The organism is Pseudomonas sp. P8_229, assembly GCF_034008635.1.
In the GTDB taxonomy this organism is placed as follows: Bacteria; Pseudomonadota; Gammaproteobacteria; order Pseudomonadales; family Pseudomonadaceae; genus Aquipseudomonas.
In genome coordinates this window covers 2,203,150-2,229,174 of the sequence record NZ_CP125378.1, presented here as the reverse complement: position 1 = coordinate 2,229,174, position 26,025 = coordinate 2,203,150, and the positions used below count along the sequence as shown (strand labels likewise).

Annotated in this window: 20 protein-coding genes; 6 read left to right on the top strand and 14 right to left on the bottom strand. The window is 61.8% G+C overall.

The window, feature by feature from the left end; translation table 11 throughout:
• Positions 1-56 precede the first annotated feature (56 nt).
• Positions 57-2,891 (bottom strand): excinuclease ABC subunit UvrA, encoded by a 2,835-nt coding sequence (gene uvrA, locus QMK55_RS10075; RefSeq protein WP_025109505.1) that lies wholly within the window; start codon positions 2,889-2,891, stop codon positions 57-59.
• A 191-nt stretch (positions 2,892-3,082) separates the two neighbouring features.
• Here uvrA and QMK55_RS10070 point away from each other — a divergent pair, with 191 nt between their 5' ends.
• Positions 3,083-4,480 carry an MFS transporter gene (locus QMK55_RS10070; protein WP_025109506.1) on the top strand — a complete coding sequence of 466 codons (1,398 nt, stop codon included), beginning with the start codon at positions 3,083-3,085 and terminating at the stop codon, positions 4,478-4,480.
• A gap of 9 nt (positions 4,481-4,489) precedes the next feature.
• Positions 4,490-5,008 (top strand): single-stranded DNA-binding protein, encoded by a 519-nt coding sequence (locus tag QMK55_RS10065; RefSeq protein WP_007966163.1) that lies wholly within the window; start codon positions 4,490-4,492, stop codon positions 5,006-5,008.
• Positions 5,009-5,084: 76 nt separating this feature from the next.
• Here the strand turns inward: QMK55_RS10065 and QMK55_RS10060 are convergent, their stop codons facing one another.
• The 7 genes from QMK55_RS10060 to QMK55_RS10030 all read right to left on the bottom strand — a co-directional run bounded on the left by QMK55_RS10060 (position 5,085) and on the right by QMK55_RS10030 (position 10,333).
• On the bottom strand, positions 5,085-6,242 hold the full coding sequence (locus QMK55_RS10060) for a glutathionylspermidine synthase family protein (RefSeq protein ID WP_102354610.1): 1,158 nt from the start codon (positions 6,240-6,242) through the stop codon (positions 5,085-5,087).
• 2 nt (positions 6,243-6,244) lie between these two features.
• Positions 6,245-6,931, bottom strand: a complete 687-nt coding sequence (locus tag QMK55_RS10055; RefSeq protein ID WP_102354609.1) for a DUF1190 domain-containing protein — start codon at positions 6,929-6,931, stop codon at positions 6,245-6,247.
• Positions 6,932-6,948: 17 nt separating this feature from the next.
• The gene (locus tag QMK55_RS10050) at positions 6,949-7,374 is read right to left on the bottom strand and encodes a DUF350 domain-containing protein (RefSeq protein WP_025109509.1); all 426 of its coding nucleotides are present in this window, start codon (positions 7,372-7,374) and stop codon (positions 6,949-6,951) included.
• 14 nt (positions 7,375-7,388) lie between these two features.
• Positions 7,389-8,039, bottom strand: coding sequence for a DUF2491 family protein (locus tag QMK55_RS10045; RefSeq protein WP_102354608.1), 651 nt, complete (start codon positions 8,037-8,039; stop codon positions 7,389-7,391).
• Between the two features lie 209 nt (positions 8,040-8,248).
• A complete protein-coding gene (locus tag QMK55_RS10040) occupies positions 8,249-8,947 on the bottom strand; it encodes a PspA/IM30 family protein (RefSeq protein ID WP_102354607.1) in 699 nt (232 codons plus the stop codon).
• 17 nt (positions 8,948-8,964) lie between these two features.
• Positions 8,965-9,633, bottom strand: a complete 669-nt coding sequence (locus tag QMK55_RS10035) for a YjfI family protein (RefSeq protein WP_102354606.1) — start codon at positions 9,631-9,633, stop codon at positions 8,965-8,967.
• A gap of 151 nt (positions 9,634-9,784) precedes the next feature.
• Entirely contained in the window at positions 9,785-10,333 is a 549-nt protein-coding gene (locus QMK55_RS10030; protein ID WP_320329121.1) for a cysteine hydrolase family protein, read from the bottom strand.
• 100 nt (positions 10,334-10,433) lie between these two features.
• Between QMK55_RS10030 and QMK55_RS10025 the strand changes: the two genes are divergently transcribed.
• The 3 genes from QMK55_RS10025 (at position 10,434) to QMK55_RS10015 (ending at position 13,570) form a co-directional block, all read left to right on the top strand.
• On the top strand, positions 10,434-11,414 hold the full coding sequence (locus QMK55_RS10025; RefSeq protein ID WP_102354617.1) for a GlxA family transcriptional regulator: 981 nt from the start codon (positions 10,434-10,436) through the stop codon (positions 11,412-11,414).
• Between the two features lie 298 nt (positions 11,415-11,712).
• Positions 11,713-12,822, top strand: a complete 1,110-nt coding sequence (locus tag QMK55_RS10020) for a DUF3182 family protein (RefSeq protein ID WP_102354604.1) — start codon at positions 11,713-11,715, stop codon at positions 12,820-12,822.
• Complete coding sequence (locus QMK55_RS10015; RefSeq protein ID WP_102354603.1) at positions 12,812-13,570, top strand: alpha/beta hydrolase family protein; 759 nt, start codon at positions 12,812-12,814, stop codon at positions 13,568-13,570. The genes QMK55_RS10020 and QMK55_RS10015 overlap by 11 nt, the downstream gene beginning before the upstream one ends.
• Positions 13,571-13,683: 113 nt before the next feature.
• Here the strand turns inward: QMK55_RS10015 and QMK55_RS10010 are convergent, their stop codons facing one another.
• The 5 genes from QMK55_RS10010 to QMK55_RS09990 form a co-directional block, all read right to left on the bottom strand.
• Positions 13,684-14,658: a lysylphosphatidylglycerol synthase domain-containing protein gene (locus QMK55_RS10010; protein WP_320329120.1), complete on the bottom strand. Its 975-nt coding sequence runs from the start codon at positions 14,656-14,658 to the stop codon at positions 13,684-13,686.
• A complete protein-coding gene (clsB, locus tag QMK55_RS10005; protein WP_320329119.1) occupies positions 14,655-15,929 on the bottom strand; it encodes a cardiolipin synthase ClsB in 1,275 nt (424 codons plus the stop codon). The genes QMK55_RS10010 and clsB overlap by 4 nt, the downstream gene beginning before the upstream one ends.
• Entirely contained in the window at positions 15,926-16,723 is a 798-nt protein-coding gene (locus QMK55_RS10000; RefSeq protein ID WP_102354599.1) for an endonuclease/exonuclease/phosphatase family protein, read from the bottom strand. Before QMK55_RS10000 ends, clsB begins: the two co-directional genes overlap by 4 nt.
• Positions 16,720-17,646 carry a DUF72 domain-containing protein gene (locus tag QMK55_RS09995; RefSeq protein ID WP_102354598.1) on the bottom strand — a complete coding sequence of 309 codons (927 nt, stop codon included), beginning with the start codon at positions 17,644-17,646 and terminating at the stop codon, positions 16,720-16,722. Before QMK55_RS09995 ends, QMK55_RS10000 begins: the two co-directional genes overlap by 4 nt.
• 215 nt (positions 17,647-17,861) lie before the next feature.
• Positions 17,862-19,067 (bottom strand): MFS transporter, encoded by a 1,206-nt coding sequence (locus tag QMK55_RS09990; protein WP_320329118.1) that lies wholly within the window; start codon positions 19,065-19,067, stop codon positions 17,862-17,864.
• A gap of 339 nt (positions 19,068-19,406) precedes the next feature.
• On the opposite strand from QMK55_RS09990, the gene QMK55_RS09985 reads away from it, so the two are divergent.
• Positions 19,407-21,500 carry a mechanosensitive ion channel family protein gene (locus tag QMK55_RS09985; RefSeq protein ID WP_320329117.1) on the top strand — a complete coding sequence of 698 codons (2,094 nt, stop codon included), beginning with the start codon at positions 19,407-19,409 and terminating at the stop codon, positions 21,498-21,500.
• Positions 21,501-21,643: 143 nt separating this feature from the next.
• Here the strand turns inward: QMK55_RS09985 and QMK55_RS09980 are convergent, their stop codons facing one another.
• Complete coding sequence (locus QMK55_RS09980) at positions 21,644-25,945, bottom strand: DEAD/DEAH box helicase (RefSeq protein WP_320329116.1); 4,302 nt, start codon at positions 25,943-25,945, stop codon at positions 21,644-21,646.
• Positions 25,946-26,025: the final 80 nt, after the last annotated feature.

Genomic DNA, 26,025 nt, shown 5'->3' with positions numbered 1-26,025 from the left:
ATACAAAAAAGCCCCTGTCACGGTTGAAGTGACAGGGGCTTTTTCATGCCCGGCGATCAGGCTCGATCGCGAATCAACAGCGGCTTGAGGTAATGGCCGGTGTGAGACTGCTTCATCTCGGCCACTTCCTCCGGGGTGCCGGTGGCGATGATCTGCCCACCCTTGGAGCCGCCCTCCGGCCCCAGGTCGACCAGCCAGTCGGCAGTCTTGATCACGTCCAGGTTGTGTTCGATCACTACCACGGTGTTGCCGTGGTCGCGCAAGCGGTGCAGCACATCGAGCAATTGCTGGATATCCGCGAAGTGCAGGCCAGTGGTCGGCTCATCGAGGATGTACAGGGTCTTGCCGGTGTCACGCTTGGACAGCTCGCGCGACAGCTTGACCCGCTGCGCCTCGCCGCCAGACAGCGTGGTCGCCGATTGCCCGAGCTTGATGTACGACAGGCCTACGTCCATCAACGTCTGCAGCTTGCGCGCCAGCGCCGGCACCGCGTCGAAGAACTCCCGGGCTTCCTCGATGGTCATCTCGAGGGTTTCGTGGATGCTCTTGCCCTTGTATTTGATCTCAAGGGTTTCGCGGTTGTAGCGCTTGCTCTTGCACACGTCGCACGGCACGTAGATGTCCGGCAGGAAGTGCATTTCGACTTTGATCAAACCGTCGCCCTGACACGCCTCGCAGCGACCGCCCTTGACGTTGAACGAGAAGCGTCCCGGGCCGTAACCACGGGAGCGCGACTCAGGCACGCCAGCGAACAGTTCGCGGATCGGGGTGAACAGCCCGGTGTAAGTCGCCGGGTTGGAGCGCGGAGTACGGCCGATAGGGCTCTGGTCGATATCGACGACTTTGTCGAGATGCTCCAGGCCCTTGATGCTGTCGTGCGCGGCCGCTTCCAGCGTGGTCGCTCCATTGAGGGCGGTAGCGCTCAACGGGAATAGCGTGTTGTTGATCAGCGTCGATTTGCCCGAGCCGGAAACGCCGGTCACGCAGGTCAGCAGACCGATCGGAATTTCCAGATCGACATTGCGCAAGTTGTTGCCGCGTGCGCCCTTGAGCGACAGCGTCAGCTTTTTGTTGCGCGGTGTGCGTTTGGCCGGCACTTCGATCTTGACCCGGCCCGACAGGTATTTGCCGGTCAGGGAATCCGGGTGCGCCATGACTTCTGCAGGCGTGCCTTCGGCAACGATCTGCCCGCCATGCACACCGGCCCCTGGGCCGATATCGACCACATAGTCAGCCAGACGAATCGCGTCTTCGTCGTGTTCGACCACGATCACGGTGTTGCCGATATCGCGCAGGTGCTTGAGGGTGCCGAGCAGCCGGTCGTTATCGCGCTGGTGCAGACCGATGGACGGTTCGTCGAGGATGTACAGTACCCCGACCAGACCGGCGCCGATCTGGCTGGCCAGACGAATCCGCTGCGCCTCACCGCCGGACAGAGTGTCAGCGCTGCGATCGAGCGACAGATAGTCGAGGCCGACGTTGACCAGGAACTGCAGGCGTTCGCGGATTTCCTTGAGGATCTTGTCGGCGATCTCGCCACGTCGCCCGGTCATCTTCAGCTCGCCGAAGTACTCGCAGGCATCGCCGATCGGCAGGTTGGTCACCGCCGGCAGGGTTTTCTCGCCTACCCACACGTGCCGCGCTTCACGACGCAGGCGGGTGCCACGGCAGTCCGGGCAGGCCTGGGTGCTGAGGAACTTGGCCAGCTCTTCACGCACGCTGGCCGATTCGGTTTCGCGGTAGCGGCGTTCCAGATTCGGCACGATGCCTTCGAACGGGTGCGAACGTTTGACGATGTCGCCACGGTCGTTCAGATACTTGAAGTCGACGTTCTGCGAGCCGCTGCCGTGAAGGATGTATTTCTGTTGATCGGCCGGCAGTTCGTTGAACGGCTTCTCCAGGCTGAAGCCGTAGTGCGCGGCCAGTGAGCCGAGCATCTGGAAGTAATAGACGTTGCGCCTGTCCCAGCCGCGAATCGCGCCTTCGGCCAAGGTCAGTTCACCGTTGACCAGGCGCTTGATGTCGAAAAACTGCTTCACGCCCAGGCCATCGCAGGTCGGGCAGGCGCCGGCCGGGTTATTGAAGGAGAACAGCTTGGGTTCCAGCTCGCTGATGGCGTGGCCGCAGATCGGGCAGGCGAAGCGCGCGGAGAAGATCATCTCCTCGCCCGGCTCATCGTCCATCGGCGCGACCAGGGCGATGCCGTCCGCCAGTTTCAGTGCGGTCTCGAACGACTCGGCCAGGCGCTGCTGCAGGTCGGCGCGGACCTTGAAGCGGTCGACGATCACATCGATCGAGTGCTTCTTCTGCTTGTCCAGTTTCGGCAGTTCGTCGAGCTCGCAAATGCGACCGTTGACCCGCGCACGGACGAAACCCTGGGCGCGCAGCTCTTCGAACACTGACAAGTGTTCGCCTTTACGCTCGCGGATCACCGGCGCCAGCAGCATCAGTTTGCTGCCCTCCGGCTGAGCCAGCACCAGGTCGACCATCTGGCTGACGGTTTGCGCTTCCAGCGGAATATCGTGATCCGGGCAGCGCGGCGTACCCACGCGTGCATAAAGCAGGCGCAGGTAGTCGTAGATTTCGGTGATGGTGCCAACCGTGGATCGCGGGTTGTGCGAGGTCGATTTCTGTTCGATGGAGATCGCCGGCGACAAACCTTCGATGGTGTCGACGTCGGGTTTTTCCATCATCGACAGGAACTGTCGGGCATAGGCCGACAGCGATTCGACATAGCGGCGTTGACCTTCGGCGTACAGTGTGTCGAAGGCCAGGGACGATTTGCCGGATCCGGAGAGGCCGGTGATGACGATCAGTTTGTCCCGTGGCAGGGTCAGGTCGATGTTCTTCAGGTTGTGGGTACGGGCCCCACGTATCAGGATCTTGTCCAAAGTGGCCTCGCTCGGCGGGCGTCGAAAACGTAGGAGTATACGGCCAAATACTGGATGGATGCACACTATCAAACGAAGGGTTTTTTACCTTGGATGAAGAGAGTTTCATCTATACGCGTCATAGCGTCGCGATATACCCCGTCTTTCGATGGGACTGGTAGAATCGCCGCCGGTTCACACGAGGTTTTTCCATGCACGATCCCCACAGCGAACGCATGAGTGGCAGCGAGACCCGCGCGGCAAGCGGTCTGGCCCTGGTGTTCGCCTTCCGTATGCTTGGCATGTTCATGGTGTTGCCGGTACTGGCGACCTACGGCATGGATCTGGCGGGAGCGACTCCGGCCCTGATCGGCCTGGCCATCGGTGCCTATGGCCTGACCCAGGCGATTTTTCAGATTCCGTTCGGGATCATTTCCGACCGCATCGGCCGTCGTCCGGTGATTTATATCGGCTTGATCGTGTTTGCCCTCGGCAGTGTGCTGGCCTCTCAGGCCGATTCGATCTGGGGCGTGATCGCCGGTCGTATCCTGCAGGGCGCCGGGGCGATTTCCGCCGCGGTCATGGCGTTGCTCTCCGACCTGACCCGCGAACAGCATCGCACCAAGGCCATGGCCATGATCGGCATGACCATCGGGCTGTCGTTCGCCGTGGCGATGGTCGTCGGTCCGCTGTTGACCCGCGCATTCGGTTTGTCCGGACTGTTTCTTGCCACAGGCGGCATGGCGCTGGTAGGCATCCTGATCATCATGTTCATGGTGCCGAAGTCCACCGGACCGTTGCAGCATCGTGAGTCCGGCGTGGCGCGTCAGGCCTTGATGCCGACGCTCAAGCATCCGGATCTGCTGCGCCTGGACTTGGGCATCTTTGTGTTACATGCCATGTTGATGTCGAGCTTCGTTGCCTTGCCGCTGGCTCTGGTGGAAAAAGCCGGGCTGCCCAAGGAGCAACACTGGTGGGTCTACCTGACGGCGCTGCTGATTTCCTTCTTCGCCATGATCCCGTTCATTATCTACGGCGAGAAGAAACGCAAAATGAAACGAATTTTGCTCGGCGCCGTCCTGACGTTGATGCTCACTGAGCTATTCTTCTGGCAGTTCGGTGACAGCTTGCGGGCGCTGGTGATCGGCACGGTGGTGTTTTTCACCGCGTTCAATCTGCTGGAAGCTTCGTTGCCGTCGTTGATCAGCAAGGTTTCACCGGCAGGCGGGAAGGGCACGGCGATGGGCGTGTATTCCACCAGCCAGTTCCTCGGTTCGGCACTCGGCGGGATACTCGGCGGCTGGCTGTTTCAGCATGGCGGTCTGTCGGTTGTGTTCCTCGGATGTGCCGGTCTGGCTGCCATCTGGCTGGCCTTTGCTGTTACCATGCGCGAACCTCCCTACGTGACGAGCCTGCGCTTGCCGTTGTCGCCCGAGGCGATCCGCGAAGCGGGTCTGGTCGAGCGCCTCAAGGCCCTCGTAGGGGTAACAGATGCAGTGATAGTCGCTGATGAAGCGGCTGTTTACATCAAACTGGACAAAGAATTAGTGGATCGCGACACCCTCGAACGCCTGGTGAACAACCCGGCCGAGGCTGCTTGCGAAGCCTAGGAGAACGTTATGGCCCGTGGGGTTAACAAAGTCATATTGGTCGGCACTTGCGGCCAGGATCCCGAAGTTCGCTACCTGCCTAACGGTAACGCCGTGACCAACCTGAGTCTGGCAACCAGCGAACAGTGGACCGACAAGCAAACCGGTCAGAAGGTCGAGAAGACCGAATGGCACCGTGTTTCGATGTTCGGCAAGGTTGCCGAAATCGCCGGCGAATACCTGCGTAAAGGTTCGCAGGTGTACATCGAAGGCAAGCTGCAGACCCGCGAGTGGGAAAAAGACGGTATCAAGCGTTACACCACCGAAATCGTGGTCGACATGCAAGGCACCATGCAACTGCTCGGCGGCCGTCCACAACAGGGCGACCAACAAGGCGGTGGCAACAACTACCAGCAGCAGGCTCCACGTCAGCAGGCTCCACGCCCGCAGCAGTCGGCTCCGCAACAGCGCCCGGCCCCGGCTCCACAGCAAGCCGCGCCGCAACCGGCTCCGGATTTCGACAGCTTCGATGACGATATTCCGTTCTGATTCGCTGCTGCATCCGCGCTGAATAAAAAAGGCCCGTCGCTGAACACGACGGGCCTTTTTTGTGGACGCTGGTTTTTCAATCAAGGATCAGGTGCGGCAGAAACCGGCTCGAATCCTTGGTGATCAGACTGTTGTCCTCCCGCACGCCAATCCCCGCCGCCTGATCGCCGATCACCCATGAGCCGATCAGCGTGTAGCTGTCGTCGAATTTCGGTAATGGTGCAAATTCCTGCAGGATGAATGGCGCATCGGTGTAGGGCCCGTCCTCTTTGACGATCAGACCTTGCGCCGTTTGCAGCTCGATGTTGGCGCCTTCGCGGGAGAAGTACGGTTTGCGTACCCAGCCCTTGGGCACGGCACTGCCCGGATTCGGATCAAGGTGCGCCGCGAGCAGGTTCGGGTGTCCCTTGTGCAGCTCCCACAGCAGCGGCAGTGCGCCTTTGTTCGACAGGATCGACTTCCACGCCGGTTCAAAAAACTGCGTATCGCACTCGGCAATCGCCGCGCCGAACGGTTCGTGGAAGATGAACTCCCAGGCATGCAGCTTGAACAAATGCGGGATCCAGCGATCCTCGAGGTCGACGAAGCGACCCTCGGCGGTCAGGCCGATGTCTTCGATGTCGATGTGCCGGGATTCGATGCCGACTTTTTCCGCGATCAGCCGCAGGTAATCAGTGGTGCCCTTGTCTTCGACCGAGTCTTTCATCGAGGCAAAGTAGAACGGCCGCTTGAGCTGCAATTCGGCAAACGCCTGATGCAGCTTGGTATCGATGCTGTTGAACTGGTCGGCATGGCGCGGCAGCATGCCGCGCTCGATGCATTGTTCCAGCCAGCCCCACTGAAACGCGGAGGCCTCATAGAGACTGGTCGGCGTGTCGTAGTTGAGCTCCAGCAGTTTGGCCGGGCCGTTGCCGTTGTAGGAAAAGTCCATGCGCCCGTACAGATGCGGATGACCTTCCATCCAGGACGTTCGGATCATGTCGTAGTACGGCGAGGGGATGCTCAGGCGATCGAGCAGTTCCTCGCTGTGCACCACGCGATCGACCAGGTCCATGCACATCTCGTGCAGTTCCGTGGTCGGATCCTCCAGATCATTTTCGATCTGCGCGAGCGTGAACTGGTAGTAGGCGCTTTCGTCCCAGTACGGCTCGTCGTCGATGGTGTGGAACAGAAAGCCGAGGCCTTCGGCAGTCTGTTTCCAGTCGGGGCGCTCGGCGCAATGGATCTTCTTCATGGTCAGCTGCTTGAACTGCCCCAGCCGCCCCAACCGCTGCGAGCGGAAGACTGGCTGCCGAAACCGCCACGGGACGTCGACGAAGCAACGTTGACCGGTTTGCTTCGAGAGCTATCGTAGCTGCTGTCGGTGCGGGTAGACGGCGCCGATTCGATTTTGCGGTACTGCGTCGAGGTGTTGTAGGTCTGACGCGTATCACGGTCGCGGTAAACCGTGCGGTTGTCGTTGTTGCTCATCGCATTGCCGATCAGCCAGCCCGAGAGCCAACCGTTGCCTCCGCCGCCGCCACCGGAGGAATGGGAAGTACTTTGCACGTTCTGCGTGGCGGCGGTTTCACCGGCAGGCATCTGCGCGTTGGCGAGCGCATTCAGATCCTGTGGCGCCTCGCCGTTCTGCGGCACTTTGAAACCGCCGAGTTTCGGCACGAAGCGGCCGTCGGAGTTTTTCTGGCACCAGTCGGCAGCAAAGTCTGCGTCGCACTTGGCCTTGTCGTCGTAGGCCGGCGCAATGCGTCGGTGCTCGGTCAATGCCGCGACGTAGGCGTTGGAACAGACATCGGCGGACACTTCGGCGCCGACGCACTGCTCGACCGTTTGAAAACGTTGCTGATCCTGCGCGGCAACCTCGCCGGAAATCGCCAGCGCCACCGACGCGGCGAGGGACAGTTGAACGTACTTGCTGCGTTTCATTGAAGGCTTCCTGCCGATCAGTTGGACGGGGTCATGCACGCGGCGTTGAGCATGCCGACGCTGATGGCCACTGCGGCCACGTAGATACCCGAGGCGATTTCACCGTTGGCGATGCGTCTGGATGTGCCCTTGAGTACCAGGCCGGTGGCGAGGAACGCCAGCAGTTGCACGACGGCGGCGATCACCGCCCACAGCACGAAATCGAGGACATTGACCGAAAACGCGATCACATTGCTGGCCGGAATCGCAAAGCCGATGATCGCGCCGGACAGGGCGATGGCGGCGGCGATGTTGCCGGAACGGATCAGCTCGAACTCTTTGTGTGGCGTGATGCGGGTGTAGACGAACTGAAACAGCATGAACAGCAGCACGGCGCCGATCAGGTAGACGACGAAACCGACCAGCGCGGTCTTGTTCAGGGAAACGGCCAGCACTTCCAGCATGGAAAACTTCCTTTTTAAATGGTGCTCAGATCAGTCGTGTACAGCGAAATGCCCAGCGAGGTGCTCAGGCTGACGGTGCCTTCCTCGTCCTGTTCGACGGAGAACAGCAGCAATTCGCGGCGATCGGTCAGGCCGGTCTCGCGCGCGTAAAGCATGGAGTGGTGTTCGATGGTGTAGCTCTCGTCCGGGTTGACCACATGCTCGGTCAGCGGCACCAGTTCGGTCTGGCCCAGCTCGGTGCCCCATTCGCGGCTGTACTGGACGCCGTCGTGGCTGTAGGTCGGCAGGCCGATCAGGCTGTCAGGGCCGGCCAGGCGCTGCAGTTCGGCGTCACTGTTGACGGTCACGTAGCTGAGGTAGTTGAACAGAGTGACCGACTCGATCTGGTCGTCACCGGTGACGTGGATCTGCAGCCAGAAGTCCTCGTTGTTGAGGTAGTAGCGATGCAGTTTGTTGGATTGGCCGAGGTCGATCCAGCCGGCGCTCCAGATCGCCTCTGCCGCTGGAACCTGCACCGAGGTGCTGCCATCGAGCAGTAATGCCAGGGTCGAATCGAACCGCACGCCTTTGCCTTGCGCCATCCCGAGTGGGCCACTGGCAACGGTCGGCGTTGGCGCAGCGGTCTGCCAGTTGCTGGTGCCCAGCAAGTCTTTAAACCATCCCATGGGTACGTTCCTTGAGGCGGGTGGAGGTGTTCGTCATAAAATGCGCCGCTAGTGTACCGGGCCGGGCGACGAACTAGCAGAGTCATTTGCACAGCACAAACCATGTGGGAGCGGGCTTGCTCGCGAATACGGTGTGTCAGTGGGCAAATTATTCGCTGACACACCGTATTCGCGAGCAAGCCCGCTCCCACAGGTTTTTTATCGTGCTGTTACTGAGCGGACTTTTGCTTCAGACGCTCAAGAATCGCATTGGCGCTGCCTGTGTTCGGCGTGATGCCGGCGTCACGCAGTTTGCGCTCCAGGTCGTTGCCGGTCGAAGCGTCAGCCAGCTCATCGGCGGCGCTCAGTTCGGCGGCGCGTTGCTGCTGCTTGGCCTGCAGACGGTTCAGGGTACCGACGGCCGTTTCCAGTTTGCCGTTGGCGCCGCCGCTGGCGATGGACGCGCTGACCTGCGCCTTCTGCACGCTGTCACGGGCCTTGGCCATGTCCACCTGCTGGCGCAGGCTCTTGATCCGCGACTCGGCCTTGCTGATGTCTTTGCGCATGTTTTCGGCGTAGGTGCCGAACTCGTCGCTCTGGGCCTTTTCAGCGGTCAGGTCGTTGGTCAGGGTCGAAATCGCTTCCGCCACTTCCATTGCCAGGTCTTCGCGGCCGGCGTTCAGTGCGGAAACAGCCTTGGCTTCCAGGTCTTTGATCTTGGCGTCGTACTCGCTCACGCGGTCGGCGGCCAGCTTGTGCTTGGCCATGATGGTGACCAGTTCGCGCCGGGCGTTGGACAGCGCGGTGTCGGCATCGCGGATTTCCTGGTCGAGGATGCGCAGGGCCTGTTGGTCGACGATCGCTTCGCCGACTTCATTGGCGCCGCCGCGCAGTGCGGTGAACAACTTGCTCCAGATGGACTGAGTCATTGGATATTCCCTGTTGATTACTTGAAGAAGTGTTCGAAGGCTTCACTCGCGCGCTGTACGTTGTCGACCAGGGTTTTCACCTCGGTGACGACGTTGGTCAGGCTCGAGTCGGCGCTGAGGGCGCCAAACATGTTGTAAACGGTCTGGCCGTTGGGCATCGACTCGATACCGATCGACGACAGCGGGAACATTTCCCGGCTACGCAGCACGGCGTCATTGAAGGCGCGCACGTCAGTGATCGAATCGATGTCCACCAGCACGGTGTCGACGATGATCTGTGCACCGGCCAGGGCGATGTGAATCGGCAGACCGCCAAATTCGTTCATTTCCAGCTTGATGCTGGGTTCGGAGCTCTGGATCAGAGACAGTGTAATCTCGTGCGAAGCCACCTCATCCAGTGCCTTGAGGGCGTTGAAGAGGCTATCGATGTTCCAGTTGTTGCCTGCGCTCATGTAATTCTCCGACATGAATGAGCCAGCCAGAATCGGTTGGCGTAGCTGTTGCTCCATTTGCTTGAGCAAGCTTCGGTTTTCCGGAAGCACCCAAGTTTCGTGTTTCACATAACCGGCGGCAGCCAGGCCCGCACGCATCTGCTTCATGTAGAAGCTCGACGGCTTTTTCGCGGACGGTTTCGAGCGCTCTCCCTTTGGGCTCTCTGACGCGACTGTGGGGGAGCGGCTTTTCATGGCAATGACTCCGTTATGAATATCTCACGCGTGAGCCACACTACAACCAATTCAAAGTGCCATCAATGGCTCACGCGTGAGATTTTCATGACGGGCGAAAAAACGCCCGCGATGGGGCGGGCGCATGTTTTGCCAAGTGTGTCGTGATGGATCAGTGCCCTAGAAACTCCTCGGCCGAGACCACGCTGGCATAGGCGAAACCCAGCGCCGACATGAACGCGGCGTGAACCTGGGCGGCCGGTACGGTGACGCCGTTGAACTCGAGATCGCGGCTGGCGCAGGCGTCGTGAATCACCGTGACGCCGTAGCCCAGATCCGCTGCGGCGCGGGTGATGCCGTCGATGCACATGTGGCTCATGCTGCCGACGATCACCAGGTCCTTGATGCCTTGTTCGTCGAGGATCGATTGCAACTCGGTCTCACGGAACGAATTGACGAAATGCTTGAGCACCACCGCCTCGTCCGGGCGATTGAGTACTTTGGAGTGCAATTTTGCGCCGTCCGAGCCCGGGGTGAAAAACGGTGCATCCGCCGAGGTGAATTCGTGGCGAATGTGCACCACCGGATCGCCTGCCTCGCGGAACGCGGCAAGCAGCCGCGTGGCTTTGTCGGCGGCGGCTTCAGCCCCCACCAGCGGCCACTTGCCTTGAGGGAAGTAGTCGTTCTGGATATCGACTACGATGAGCGCTTGTCTGGTCATGGGTGTGTCCTCGATGCATGGGCTGGAAGTGGATTCAGTATTGGCGCTGGCCGGCGTTTCGAGGATTGGCCGTACCGACAATAAGCAGGGGAAAACTGACATGGGCGTTGAAAGAGCCGCCACGGTGGAACTGGGCGTACTGATTTACCCGGGCGCGCAGCTGGCAGCGGTGCATGGTCTGACCGATCTGTTTGCGGTCGCCAACCGGATAGCTGCCGAGCATCAGGCGGCGCAGTTGCCCGTGCTGCGCGTGAGCCACTGGCAAGCCGACGCCGAGCTGGCGCCGCAGCGGATCCACGATAGTCATCCGGGCAGCGACTGTGGTTTACAGGCGGTGCTGATTCCACCGTCCCTCGGCGGCTTTTCTGCGGCCAGCGTTTCAGCAGCGCTGCTGCAATGGCTGCGGGATCAGCATGCCCGTGGCGCAACCCTCGGCGGTGTCTGTGTGGGGTCATTGCTGCTGGCCGAAAGCGGTTTGCTCGATGGTCGCAGCGCCACCACGCACTGGACCTCGACCAAGGCGTTTGCCGAGCGTTATCCGAACATCCGGCTCAAGGCGGATACGCCGATTGTCGATGACGGCGACCTGATCACCACGGCCGGGCTGATGGCTTGGTCGGAGCTGGGTTTGCGTCTGGTCGATCGCCTGCTCGGGCCGAGCATCGCCAGCGGTACCGCGCGGTTTCTGGTGATGGAACACAGCGACAGCGCCAGTGCCTGCGGCAGCAATTTTGCGCCGATCCTGGGTCATGGCGATGCGCCGATTCTCAAGGTTCAGCATTGGCTGCAAAGCACCGGCGCGACCGACGTTTCGCTGACTTCGATGGCCGAGCGGGCGGGGCTGGAAGAACGCACGTTTCTGCGTCGCTTCCGTGCTGCGACCGGGTTGAAGCCGACCGAATACTGCCAACATCTGCGGGTCGGCAAGGCGCGAGAGTTGCTGGAATACACCAACGGCACCATCGACCACATTGCCTGGACAGTGGGCTATCAGGACCCGGGAGCGTTTCGCGCGATCTTCAAGAAAATCACCGGGCTGGCGCCGAGTGATTATCGGGCGCGGTTTGGTGTCACGGGATAGTCCCGACACGACATACCCTGTGGGAGCGGGCTTGCTCGCGATGAGGCAGGGGCCGTCAACATTGATGTCGACTGATACACCGCCTTCGGGAGCAGGCCCCTCCCACATTGGATTGTTGTGCTGCGGAAATCGTGCAAATTACCGGGGGGAGACGCCCGGTCGTGCAGATTGAAACAGGCCTGATGCCAGCACGTTTTCGCCAAGTTTTTGATTAGTCGAATATTTCGCTAGCGCCACCGTTGGCCTGATCTCTGCACCGTTCATCACTACATCCACCGAACCGCTGCAAGGGGGACGCATGACCCCGACACCGAGCAGCAAAATGGTCGTCGCGTACTCGGTGCGCGCTGGCGCGCCGCAACATGAGGTGCAGACCAACAAGGCGCTGGCCCGCTGGCTGGCGCACATTCTCGGGCTCAATTTTGGGGGCAGCTACGACCCGGAAAAACACCGCGGTCGTGACCTTTACTGGCTGCCGACGCAAACCCTTGTCGGTGCCAGACAGGCACAGGCCTTGGGCATCAAAAGCGCGGACGACTTGTGGGGTGGATTCGTCGAACACGATTTCATCTGCACCAAAGCCATCAGCCATGGCTTGCGCAGCCATCTGGCCTACGCGCCTCAAGGCTGGGCGCCGCTGTTCTCCGAACGTGTGCGCGACGTGGTGCTCGATGGCCTGACCGTGTTCGCCCTGGAAGACGCGCGGCCTGCTGCCGAGCATTTGCTGTACAGCGGGCCGATCCGTCTGAAGCCGATTCACGCCTGTGCCGGTCGCGGCCAGGAAGTTATCAACAGCCTCGACGCGTTCGATGAAGTGCTCGCCCGTACGGAGGCAGCCCGGTTGTTTCGCGACGGTGTAGTGCTGGAGCAGGACTTGAGCAAGGTCTTCACCCACAGCGTCGGCCAGTCATTCATCGGCGGCAAGGTGTTGAGCTACTGCGGTGATCAATACTTGACCAAGGACGCTCACGGCGAAGACGTCTACGGCGGCTCGAATCTGCTGGTGGTGCAGGGCGGTTACGCAGAGCTGCTGGCGCTGGAGTTGCCGGACGAAGTCCGTCTGGCCATCGAGCAGGCGCAGATTTTCGACCGGGCGGCAGATGAGGCCTATCCGGATTTCTACGCCTCACGGCGCAACTACGACATTGCCCAGGGCCTGGACAGCAATGGCAAACCCCGCAGCGGTGTGCTCGAGCAATCCTGGCGCATGGGCGGTGCCAGCAGCGCGGAACTCGCGGCGCTGCAAAGCTTCGTCAACGATCCGCAGATGCCGGCGATCCGTGTGTCGACGGTGGAAACCTACAGCGATCAAAGTCTGCCGGCAGATGCCATCGAAATCTACCGCGGGCCGGCCGAGAACAGTGACTTTCTCCTCAAATACGTAACGGTCAAATCCTATGACGGCTAGAAGCGAAAGCATTCAGATCGACATTGATGACGAACAGATGAGCGGGACGTTTCTCAGTCCCAAGTCGAAAGTCCCGGGGGTGTTGTTTGTCCACGGTTGGGGCGGTAGCCAGGAGCGTGATCTTGAGCGCGCCAAGGGCATCGCCGGGCTTGGCTGCGTATGCCTGACCTTCGACCTGCGCGGCCATACCGGCGGCACCGGCATTCCGCTGACCCGGGTGACGCGCGAAGACAACCTGCGCGACCTCCTCGCGGCCTATGATCGTCTGCTCGCGCACCCGGCGCTCGATACTTCGGCGATTGCGGTGGTCGGCACCAGTTATGGCGGTTATCTCGCCTCGATCCTTACTTCATTGCGCCCGGTGCGCTGGTTGGCGCTGCGGGTGCCGGCGCTGTATCGCGACGAGCAATGGCACACGCCCAAGCGTGATCTGGACAAGGCGGATCTGCGTGATTATCGGAGCACGCTGGTGCGTGCCGATACCAATCGTGCGCTGCATGCCTGCTCACAATTCACGGGGGATGTATTGCTGGTGGAATCGGAAATCGATGATTACGTGCCTCACGCGGCGATCATGAGTTACCGCGCGGCGTGTCAGCAGACGCATTCGCTGACGCACCGGATCATCGACGGCGCCGACCATGCGTTGAGCGAGCCGGTTTCGCAGCAGGCCTACACTTCGATTCTGGTGGACTGGATAACCGAGATGGTGGTCGGTGAGCGCTTGAGCATTATTCAGTCCTCATGAACGGTGGTGTCCTCTCGGGCGCCTTCGCGAGCAAGCCCGCTCCCACAGGTTGTACGTATTCCAAATGTGGGAGCGGGCTTGCTCGCGAAGAGGCCGGCAGCCTCACAGCAAATTCAGGAAGGTTTCCTCTCGATCCGCAACGCCTTGGCCTTCGCCTCTACCAGCAGATACATCACCACCGTGATCAACAACGGCAGCAGAAAATAAATCGCCCGGTACGCCAGCAACCCCGCCACCAGACTCCCGCGTGAAACCTCGTGTTGCAGCAGCGCGACGAACACCGCTTCCAGCACCCCGAGCCCTGCGGGAATGTGCGTGATAACCCCGGCAATTGCACTGATCAACAGCACGCCAAGCACCAGCGGGTAGTCCAGCTTGCCTGGCAGCAGAGTGAATATCACCGCCGCCATCAGCGACCAGTTCAACGCGCCGAGCAGCAATTGCAGGACGGCCATGCGCAGTGACGGCAGGTTGATTTCCACCCCGCGAACCGACCATTCGCGACGCCTCGAGAACCGGCACGCGACGAGATAACCGGCACTCAACAGCAACAACAGCATGCCGATGCCCTGCAACGCATCGCTGCTGACTTTCCAGCCCGGCGGCATGCTCACCAGGCCACTGCTGAACACCGCGCCGGCAATCGTCATGTAGCCGAACCAGTTGGTCGCCAGGCTCAGGCCGAGGATTTTGGCGATGTTGCCTTTGCTCACACCCAGGCGCGAATACAGCCGATAGCGCATGGCAATACCGCCGACCCAGGCGCTGAGATTGAGGTTGAAGGCATAGCTGATGATCCCCACCGGGAGGATCTGTTTCCAGGTCAGGTCCTGGCGAATGTAGGTGCGTCCGATCAGGTCGAAACTGGCGTACACCAGAAAGCTCAGCAAGGTCAGGCTGGCGGCGATGAACAGCGTGCGCACCTTGAACTCGGTCAAGGTCTGCAGCACTTCCGCCCATTCGATGCGCGTGGCGAACAGCGTCAACAGAGCGATCAACGCGATGAAGAACAGCAAGGTCAGCGGGCGTTTCCAGCGATGCCATCGCGAGTGCGTGGCCGGCGCCGATTGCGCATGGGAATGGCTCATGGCGTGCCACCTCGAAACGGCTTGAGCCGCGGTTTATGTGCCGGCAACCAACCAGCCATCGCCGGGAAATGCCGCAGGAAGTGGAACACCAGAAACCCCACGGTCATGTGCCAGATCCGCCCGCGCGGGGACATGCCCGGGTCCATGGTTTTGCAGTGGTTCCGGCTCAGGTCTTCGAGGCGCTGGAACAAATGCTGATTGAACGCCCGATCGCGGATCAGCACGTTGGCTTCCAGGTTCAGCGACAGGCTCAGCGGGTCGAGATTGCTCGAGCCGACCGTGCTCCATTCCTCGTCCACCAGCGCGACTTTGCCGTGCAGCGGACGCTGGCAATATTCGTGAATCTGCACGCCGGCCTTGAGCAGGTAGTCGTAGGTCATGCGCGCCGCCAGTTTCGCCACCAGCATGTCCGGCTGGCCTTGCAGGATCAGCCGCACCTCGACGCCACGGCGTGCGGCATTGCGGATCTCGCGCAGCAGGCGGTAGCCGGGGAAGAAGTAGGCGTTGGCGATCACCACCCGGCGTTTGGCCCGGCGCAGTACCTGCAAGTACACATCTTCGATATCGGTGTGATGCTGATCATTGTCGCGAAACACCAGACGCACCTGACCGTCGTGGTCGCTGAAGGCCATTTCTGCGCGACGCTGGCGCCGACGCTGCCACCAGAACCGTGCGCGTCCCGGACGACCGCTTTGCAGCAGCGCGAAATGATGGATGTCAGCGACTGCCGGCCCCTGAACCTGCACCGCATAATCCTGTTTCGCCTCGGGGCCGAAATCGGCCAGGTGATCGCCGGAAAAATTGATCCCGCCAATGAATGCGATCAGTCCGTCGACCACCACGATCTTGCGGTGCAGGCGGCGGAACCAGTTGGTGCGAAAGCCCAGATGTTTGGGCGCCGGATCAAACATCTGCAGGTGTACACCGGCGTCGCTCAATGCCGCGAGATAACCGGTGCTCAACTCGCCACAACCGAAGCCGTCGAGGCTGACGGTGGTGCGCACGCCGCGTCGGGCGGCGTCGATCAGAATTTGCTGCAGTTCCTCGCCGACCTTGTCCTCGAAAACGATGAAGGTCTCCAGCAGGATTTCACTCTTCGCCGCACGCAGGGCATCGAACACCCGGGGGAAATATTCCTCGCCGTTTTCCAGCAACTCGACGCGGTTGTTACCTTGCCAGCTGTACTCGACATCGACATGGCCGGGTTCGCGTATCGGCGGGTTGATGCTGATCGGTTCCACGGTGGATTTCTCCAGCGGCGCGCTGCTCATAACTCGATCTCCACCGACAGCGGTGCATGGTCGGAAAGGTGGGACCAGGGCCGGTTTGCCAGAACTGTCGGCTGGCGGGTCTTGAGGTTGCGCACGTAAATGCGGTCCAGGCGCAGGGTTGGCAGGCGCGCCGGAAAGCTGCGCGCCGGTTTGCCGTGATGCTCGGCGAACACCTCGCGCAGACCGCAGGGTTTGAGCAACGCATCGGCGCGCTGGCGCCAGTCGTTGAAGTCACCGGCGACGATCACCGGCGCATCATCCGGCAGTTCCGCCAGACGCTGACCGAGCAACTTCAGTTGCGCATTGCGATGGCTTTCGCGCAGGCCCAGATGCACGCAGATCGCATGCACCTCGACACCATCGCCGGGCAGGCGCAACACGCAATGCAAGAGGCCGCGGTTTTCATGGCCGCTGATCGAGACGTCGAGGTTGTCGTGGCGGATGATCTGGAATTTTGACAGCAGCGCATTGCCGTGATCGCCCTCCGGGTACACCGCGTTGCGCCCGTAGGCGAATTGCGGCCAGAGGCTGTCGGCGAGGAACTCGTACTGCGGCATCGTCGGCCAGTTGCTGTAGTGCTTGGGATGGTGCTCGTGGGTGCCGTGGACTTCCTGCAGAAACACCACGTCGGCGGCCACGCTGCGCACCGCTTCGCGCAACTCCGGGAGGATGAAGCGTCGATTGAGGGCGGTGAAGCCCTTGTGCGTGTTGACCGTCAGTACGGTGAAACTGCGCACTGACGGTGCGATCACCGAGCCTTCATCGGTGAAGCCCACCGGCTCTGGAATACTCATGTCAGCACCCCTTCGCCAGCGGGTTCGCCGGGGGTGGTCGCGAGGTGTTTGTCTAGGTCGAAACGCTGCAGCAGATGGCGGGCGTCGTAAGGGGCGCGGACTTTGATGTCATTGTCGAAATAGCAGAACACTTCGCGGGATTTACGCGCCCGAGGCTTGAGGCGCGGGGCGATCAGGTGCGCATCGCCCGGCTGTCGACCGTGATGCCAGGCATCGATGCGTTCAGCCCAGTCGTTCAGCGCGGAGTCGGTGTAGCCGCTGGCATAAAGTTCTTCGGCCCCGTGCAGGCGCAGGTAGACGAAATCGCTGGTGAGGTCTTCGCGGTACGGCCACTTGCCGGCGGTGTCGGCGATCACCAGGGCGGTGTTGTAGCGTTTCAACAACCGAATGAAGTCGGGATCGATGAAGGTGTCATTGCGCACTTCCACGGCATGGCGCAGCGGCTTTTTGCGCCAGGCTTTGAGGCTGGCATGACCATGCAGGTGGGCGTCGTGCTGACGGGCGAGGGCGGCTGCGGCCTCAGTGTCGTGGGGCAACAATGACAAGAAGTGTTCGAAACGCTCGGGGTCGAATTTGAAGTTTGGCGGAAACTGCCAGAGGATCGGCCCGAGCTTTTCCTTGAGCTCCAGCACCCCGGAGGCGAAGAAATTCGCCAGCGGTTTTTCGATCTCGCGCAAGCGCCGGATGTGCGTGATGAAACGCGGCGCCTTGACGCTGAACACGAAGTCGTCGGGCGTTTCGGCGTACCACTGGGCGTAACGTTCGGGCCGTTGCAGGGCGTAGAACGATCCATTGATTTCGATGCTGTTGACCGCCCGTGAAGCGAACTGCAATTCGCGTTTCTGGGTCAGTCCTTTCGGGTAGAAATCCCCGCGCCACGGAGCGTAGCGCCAGCCGGAAATACCGATGTGAATCGTTGCCATGCCGCCCTCCCGTTGTCAGTCCTCGTGTTGCCTGTGTCTTTTGATGACTGTGGGCGGTTCGGGAAAGTTTCGATGGCGTTACGGACGGTACACATTCTGCAAAAAGCACGGATCGCAATGTGGGAGGGGGCTTGCTCCCGAAAGCGGTGGTTCAGTCGCCATCGATGCTGACTGACCCTCCGCTTTCGGGAGCAAGCCCCCTCCCACAGGGTTACTCAGTGACCCGTGAATACTCGGCCTTGAGCCGGTTCGGCATAGGTCGGGCCGAGGCGATCCAGGCGACCGCTCCAAGCAGTCAGTGCCAACGCCACCAACACCACCAGTCCACCAATCCACGCCGTATGAATCAGGCCAACGTGCTCGACGATCAGGCCGCCGCCCCACGCGCCGCCAGCAATCCCCAGGTTGAACGCCGCGATGTTCAGTCCCGATGCCACGTCCACCGCCTGCGGTGTGTGATGTTCAGCCTGACGCACCACATACACCTGCAGCCCCGGCACGTTGCCGAACGCCACTGCGCCCCACACCAGCACCGTGGCTAGCGCCAGCCATGGATTGGCGGCGGTGAAGGTCAGCACGAACAGCACAGCGGCGAGCAGGGCGAAGATGATTTTCAGGGCGCTGATCGGTCCGCGTTTGTCCGCCAGTTTGCCGCCCCAGAGGTTGCCGACCGCCACCGACACGCCGTACACCAGCAACACCAGGCTGACGGTGCCGGCGCTGAAGCCGGAGATGTCTTGAAGGATTGGCGCGAGGAAGGTGAAGGCGATGAACGAGCCGCCGTAACCGATGGCGGTCATGGCATACACCAGCAACAGGCGCGGTTGTTTCAGCACTTGCAGTTGTTGCAGCAGGGACGCCGGTTGGCTGTGGGCGATGTTGTTCGGCACATACAGCAGGCTGCCGATAAAGGCGATTACACCCAGCGCCGAGACGGCGAGGAAGGTTTCACGCCAGCCGAAATGCTGACCGATGAACGTGCCCAGCGGCACGCCAGTGACCAGGGCCACGGTGAGGCCGGTGAACATGATCGCAATCGCGCTGGCGGCTTTTTCCTTGGGCACCAGGCTGGTGGCGATGGTCGAGCCGATGGAGAAGAACACCCCATGCGCCAGGCCGGTGACGATCCGTGCCAGCACCAGCGATTCATAACTCGGCGCCATCCACGCCAGCAGGTTGCCGAGGGTGAACAACACCATCAGCGATAGCAGCAACAGTTTGCGCGGGACCTTGCCGGTGAGGGCGGTCAGCACCGGCGCGCCAATGGCAACGCCCAGCGCATACAGACTGACCAACAGCCCGGCGGACGGCAGGCTGACACCGAGATCGGCGCCGATGGTGGGTAACAGGCCAACGATGACGAACTCGGTCGTCCCGATGGCGAATGCGCTGAGCGTCAGCGCGAGCAAGGCAATGGGCATGACAGCACTCCGGTAGAGGTTTGAATGGAGCGCAGTGTCGGGGTTTGGGTTGTGCGGAAAAATACGGGGTTGGGCATTTGATATTTGCTGCTGGCGCAAATATCCAGCTACTGCCGTGAACCCTGTGGTGAGGGGATTCATCCCCGATGGGTTGCGAAGCAACCCTAAACCGGTCTCCCGATGTCCAGAGGGTGTGAAAGTCGAGCGTTTACGACTGCTGCGCAGCCGATCGGGGATGAATCCCCTCGCCACAGGGGAAGGGTTAATCAGGCAAAAACCGAACTTGTCCGCCATTCACCGATCAGTTCCTTACAGGTTCAGCCAAGAGGGATCGGAGTTTTGATCAAGTTCAGGATCGCCATTTTGCTGGGAGCGCTGCTGTTTCTCGGCGCCAGCGAACTCGAAGCCGCCACGCTGCCGGGTGTTCCGGCCGCTGCTGAAGAACCGGCCAAACCCGAGCCGATTGTGCAGGGCGGTCTGCTCGGCGCGATCAGTTCGAGCATCGACGAGGTGCAGGACAAACTCGATCTCAACGAACACCTGGTCGACGCCTGGCGTCTGCGTGCCGACCGTGCGGCGGACGAGGTCGACAAGTTGGTCAACCAGCCGTCGGACCGCTCGGGCTGGAGCATCGCCGGGGATTTCCTAATGTTGTCCGGGGTGTGGCTTGGCGCCTTTGCGCTGCTCACGGTACTCGGCAGCCTGCTGGCCAAACGCCTGCGCGAAGGTCGTTGGCTGCGCACCCGCCAGCGCAGCCAGGACCTGCTCGGCTATCTGCTGCCGTACACGCTGCCGGCGCTGATCTGTCTGCCGTTGACGCTGTACGTCAGCCACTTTCTGCAAGCCTCGGTGGGGCGGGCGCTGGCGCTGTGTCTGGCGTATGCCACCAGCAGCGGCATTTTCTCCACCTCGATGTTGTTGTGCGTGGTGGTGATGTTCAACGTCGGCCACAAACGGCCCGCCGCGCGGATCATCCGCGACTACTGCCCGAAACCGCTGTTCCTGATCGGCTTCCTCGCCGCCCTCAGTGACGCGTTGACCAGCCCGCAGATCGCCCGCCAACTGGGCGGCAACATCACCAGCAGCATCGCCGTGTTCACCGGGCTGATCGCCTCGATCATTTTCGGCCTGCTGGTGATCCGCCTGCGCCGTCCGGTGGCGCACCTGATCCGTAACCGACCGCTGACGCAGCGCCTGAAACAACCGTCGCTGCAGGAGTCGCTGCGGATTTTTTCCGGGCTCTGGTACTGGCCGATCGTGCTGATGGTGCTGATCTCGGCGGTCAATCTGATCGGTATCGGCGAGGACAATCAGAAAGCCTTGCGCTGTGCGTTGTTCACCACGGTGTTGCTGATCGGCACAGTGTTTCTCAGCACCATCCTCCAGCACGTGTTCAAGTCGCGAAAGGCCGAAGCGATCCAGCGCAGCAGCGCCTACAAGGAACGTTTTCTCAGCCTGTTGCACGCCTTGCTGCGGATCGTCATTGCGATTGCCTTCATCGATGTTCTCGGGCGGATCTGGGGCGTTTCGCTGCTCGATTTCGCCCAGAGCAGCGCGGTCGGCCGGGCGATCAGCAACGCGCTGAGCAGCATTGGCTTGATCTTCCTCGTCACGTGGCTGTTGTGGGTGGTGCTCGACACGGCGATTCAGGAAGCGCTGAAACCACCGGTCAGTAAACGCTCGTCACGTCAGCCCAGCACCCGGGTGAAAACCATCCTGCCGCTGCTGCGCAACGCGATCAAAATCATCCTGGTGGTGATCTGCGCGATCACCACCATGGCCAACCTGGGGATCAACGTCGCGCCGTTGCTGGCCGGCGCCGGGGTGGTCGGTCTGGCGATCGGTTTCGGTTCACAGCAACTGGTACAGGACGTGATCACCGGGCTGTTCATCATTATCGAAGACACCCTGTCGATCGGCGACTGGGTGGTACTCGATTCCGGGCACGCCGGCACGGTCGAGGGCCTGACCATTCGCACCCTGCGCCTGCGCGACGGCAAGGGCTTCGTGCACTCGGTGCCGTTCGGTCAGATCAAGGCGGTCACCAACCAGTCACGGCAGTTTGCCTACGCGTTTTTCTCGGTGCAGTTCACTTACGACACCGATGTCGACAAGGCCATCGAACTGATCCGCGAGACCGGCGATTCGATCCGCGAAGACCCGTTCCTCAAGTACAACCTGCAAGGGCCGCTGGACGTCTTCGGCGTGGACAGGATGGACTTGAACGGCGTGGTGCTGACGGCGCAGTTTCGTACCGTGTCGGGTGGGCAATATGCGGTGAGCCGGGCGTTCAACCAGCGTTTGAAAAAGCTTGTGGATAACAGCCCTGTGGTGCATTTCGCGCAGACTTATCCACAGCAGGTTTTGTTGCCCAAGCGGCAGGGTGAAGGGGAGCTGGTGGCGAGCGAGGTGCCGCAACGGTCGAGTACCTGACTGCTGGATTTTGTGGCGCGATTTGCCGGCCTCTTCGCGGGCAAGCCCGCTCCCACAAGGTTCTGGGTGATGCGGAAATAGGAGGCACACCAAAAATCACTGTGGGAGCGGGCTTGCCCGCGAAGAGGCCAGACCTGTGGACATCAATGCCGGATCAGCTTGCTGCGCACCTGTTCCATGGCAAGCTGATCCAGCTCTGTCCAGAAAACCTGCTTGCCGGCAATCTCCGCCGCCGCCGGCAGACCATCGCGATACACCAGCCGATTGCTCGCCAGCGCCGGCACTTTCGCCCCCGGCAACAGCGTCCCGGCCAGATTCAGCGGATCTACCCCGCACACCGCGATCAAACTGCCGTCATGCGGCTGTCGCCGTACTTCACGCAGCAGCGGAATCGCCTCCGGCAAGGCAAATTGCTCACCCGCAAGACCACTGACAAACCGTCCGCCGCGAATCTCGCCGCGGGCCTCCAGTCGATGGAATGTGCGCAGCAATTCGCGCCAGCTCGGTAGCCAGTCCGCTTCGCGTTCCAGCAGGCGCCAGAACACCACGCCGTAGCGCCGCAGCAAGGTCATGGCAACGTGCTCAAGGGTTTCCGGCGAAGGCGTCGGGCTGTTCTCCACCAGTGGCCCTCGGCGCAACAATGCCCAGCGCCCGGCATCGTCCATACCACCGACAAACGCCCCGCGCCCGCGACGACTGCTGCGTTGCTGGCGCTTGCTCGCCGGGGTGATCAGCGCGCGCAGGCCGGCGAAGCTGTCGGCGTTCACCAGACCGGCGCCCACCAGGTCCTGCAGGGCGATTTCCAGCTCGGTGCGCAGCAGGTGCGCCTCATGGATCAACTCATCGAAAAACAGCGCGCCGTGCTGACTCAGCGCCTCGTAGACCTTTTGAGTTTTCGGTGACAGTTCGCTGATGGGCGTCTGCTCGGCCAGCGCGCTCCACATCCCGACCTGACTGCGTGGCAGCAGCACAATCGGCGTACTGCGCAGGGCCGTGCCACTGACTTTCTGCCGGGCGCTGAGCCGCGTCCACACCAGTTTGCCGTTGCGGCACAGGTCATCCAGCCAGCTCGGTGAATAGTCCTTGAGTCGCGTCGGGAGAAGGTCGCTGTCCCACGCCGAGGCTGCCGCCGGGTAGCCTTCGAACTGGCTGACAATCGCTGGCAACACCGCGCTGCCCTGGCCGCGCGTGGCGCTGGACAGGTGCTGCCAGTCGAACAGAAAGCGCATGAAATCCTGCAACGCCACCGGTTCGATTTCCCGGCGCAAACGCTTGACCGTGTAACGATGGATGCGCGCGAGCAGATGCCGTTCGCACCATTCTTCAACCGCCACGCCCGGGGTGAAATGACCGCGTAGCACATAGCCTTCGCGCTCCAGCTGCGCGAGGGCTTGCGTGACTTGCGCAGTGGGCAGCGCCAGCGGTTCGGCAATCGCGGGGAGCGGCAGCGGGCCAAACGCGCCGAGCCGTGCGCGGATCACTTCGACCAGTGCGTCATCGAACGTCCATGGGTCGTTGAAACCGGGCAAGGCCTCCTGCTGCGGTTGCAGCGTGGCCTGTGGATGAAGCGCCAGCAGACAGGTCAGGCGTTCTCGCGCCAGCCACAAGCTACGTTGTGGGTCGATCATCAGGCGACAGGCGCGGCCACTGTCGGTCAGCGTGTTCAGCCATTCGCGCCACGGCTCATTGGCCTGCACTTCGGCCTCGCTGACGCACGCCAGGCTCATCAGCGCCTCGTGCATTTCATCGATGTTGGCCGGTGTCGGCCACGCCTCTTCACGCACGGCGCTGATGGCGTCGGCATCCAGCGCGCCGAGATCATCGGTGGATTGCGGATCGCTCCAGCGCCGATTGATTACCGCTTGGGTGCGACGTTCTTCCAGCGGTGCGTCGTCGAGAAAGGTGTACGGTCGCGCGCTGAGAATTTCTGCGGCCAGCGGTGACGGCGCCGGCAGATCGCGGCTGAGCAAACGCACCTCGCCACGCTCCATGCGCCGCAGCAGCGCCAGCCAGCCTTCGCTGTCCATGGCCTCGTGCAGGCAATCGTCGAGGGTTTGTTCTACCAGCGGATGGTCAGGGATTTCCCGCTCGCCGGCGAGGTTTTCCAGGCAGGCGATCTGATCCGGAAACACGCTGGCGATCAGGTCTTCGCTCTTCATCCGCTGCAACTGTGGGGCGACTTTACGACCGCCGGTAAAACGCGGCAACGCCAGCGCCACCCCGGCATTCCAGCGCCAGCGCACACCGAACAACGGTGCGTCGAGAATCGCTTGAATCAGAATGTGCTCGGCGCTGTTGCTGTGCAGGTAACGCCAGACGTCATCGAGTTCGAAACTGTGGCTGGTGGACAGCGACAGGACGATCGCGTCTTCACTGGCGGCAGCCTGCAACTCGAAATTGAAGGTGCGACAGAAACGCTTGCGCAGGGCCAGGCCCCAGGCGCGGTTGATGCGGCTGCCGAACGGCGAATGGATGATCAACTGGGTGCCGCCGGACTCGTCGAAAAACCGCTCCATCAGCAGCGTGTCCTGTGAGGGCAGGGCGCCGAGGGTCAGGCGTGCGCGGGCGAGATAGTCCACCAGTTGTTCGGCGCTGGCGCGGTTCAGGCCGAGGGTTTCGGTCAGCCAGTCTAGTGCCGGTTGCAGATTGCCGGGGCGGGCGCCGAGTAACTCGTCGAGGGTCGCTTGCAGGCGCGCCACCGCCGAGGACAATTCATCGCTGCGCCCCGGTGCTTCGCCGAGCCAGAACGGAATGGTCGGCGGCTGACCCTGGGCATCCTCGACCCGCACCTTGCCGGTTTCCACCCGCAGGATTCGGTAGGAGGTATTGCCGAGCTGGAACACATCGCCAGCGATGCTTTCCACGGCAAAGTCTTCGTTGACGCTGCCGATGTTCAGGCCTTGTGGTTCCAGCAGCACGCTGTAGTCGGCGTTGTCCGGGATGGTGCCGCCGCTGGTCACGGCGGTCAGTTGTGCGCCGCGGCGGCCACGCAGGGTGGCGCTGACGGCGTCGCGATGCAGATAGGCGCTACGGATACCCTGACGGCCGTTGTAGCCTTCGGCGAGCATCGTCAGTAGCGCCTGATAGTGTTTTTCGTCGAGGTGGCGATAGGGCGAGGCTTTGCGCAATAGCGCCAGCAGCGCGTCTTCCGCCCATTCCTGGCAACTGACTTCGGCGATGATCTGCTGCGCCAGTACATCCAGCGGCGCTTCGGGAATGTGCAGGATGTCGAGTTCGCCACGGCGCACGCAGTCGAGCAGGGCAGCACATTCGATCAGGTCGTCACGGGTGGTGGCGAACAACCGGCCTTTGGGCGTGCCGCCGACCTGGTGCCCGGAGCGCCCCACTCTTTGCAGAAACCCGGCAATCGAACGCGGCGAGGCGATCTGACAGACCAGGTCGACTTCGCCGATATCGATGCCCAGTTCCAGCGAGGCGGTGGCGATCAGCACTTGCAGCTCGCCGCGCTTGAGCCGCTGTTCAGCGTCGAGGCGGAACTCCTTGGCCAGACTGCCGTGGTGCGCCGCTACCGCGTGTTTGCCCAGACGCTCGCTGAGGTGTCGGCTCAAGCGCTCGGCCAGCCGCCGGGTGTTGACGAAAATCAGCGTGGTGCGGTGCTCGTGGGCCAACTCGGCGAGGCGGTCGTAAACCAATTCCCAAACATCGTTGGCCATCACTGCCGACAATGGCACCGGCGGCACTTCAATGCCCAGGTCCCGAGGGCGGGCATGGCCGATGTCGATGATCTCGCAGGGGCGATCATGGCCGACGAGAAATTGCGCCACGGCTTCGACCGGTTTCTGTGTGGCGGACAGGCCGATGCGAGTCAGTGGTTCGGCGCACAGCGCTTGCAGTCGCTCAAGGCTCAGGGCCAGGTGACTGCCGCGCTTGCCGGCGGCCATGGCGTGGATTTCGTCGACGATCACCGTGCGCGTGGTGCCGAGCATTTTGCGCCCGGATTCGGAGCCGAGCAGCACGTACAGCGATTCCGGGGTGGTCACCAGAATGTGTGGTGCGCTTTTGCGCATGGCGGCGCGTTCTTTTTGCGGGGTGTCGCCGGTGCGTACCGCCGTGGTGATCTGCAGTTCCGGCAGGCCCATCTGACGCAACTGATCGGTGATCCCCGCCAGCGGGTTCTGCAGATTGATGCGGATATCGTTGGACAACGCCTTGAGCGGCGAAACGTAGACCACCAGGGTTTCGTCCGGCAGCCCGTCGGGGTTTTCGAGGCCACGGTGGACGAGGTCGTCGAGCACCGCGAGAAACGCGGTGAGGGTTTTACCGGAGCCGGTGGGCGCGGCGATCAGCGTCGAGCGGCGCAGACGGATCAACGGCCATGCGCGGGCCTGAGCGGCGGTGACCGTCGGGAAGGTGCTGCTGAACCAGGCGCTGACGGCGGGGTGAAAGCCTGCCAGGGCCGCGTCCGTGGGGATGGGCAGATTCATGCTTAAGTTATGCGGGTGGGGGCGGGAAGATGCAAGTACCGCTGGGGATCTCCAGTGGTTGGCAGGGCTTCATCGCGAGC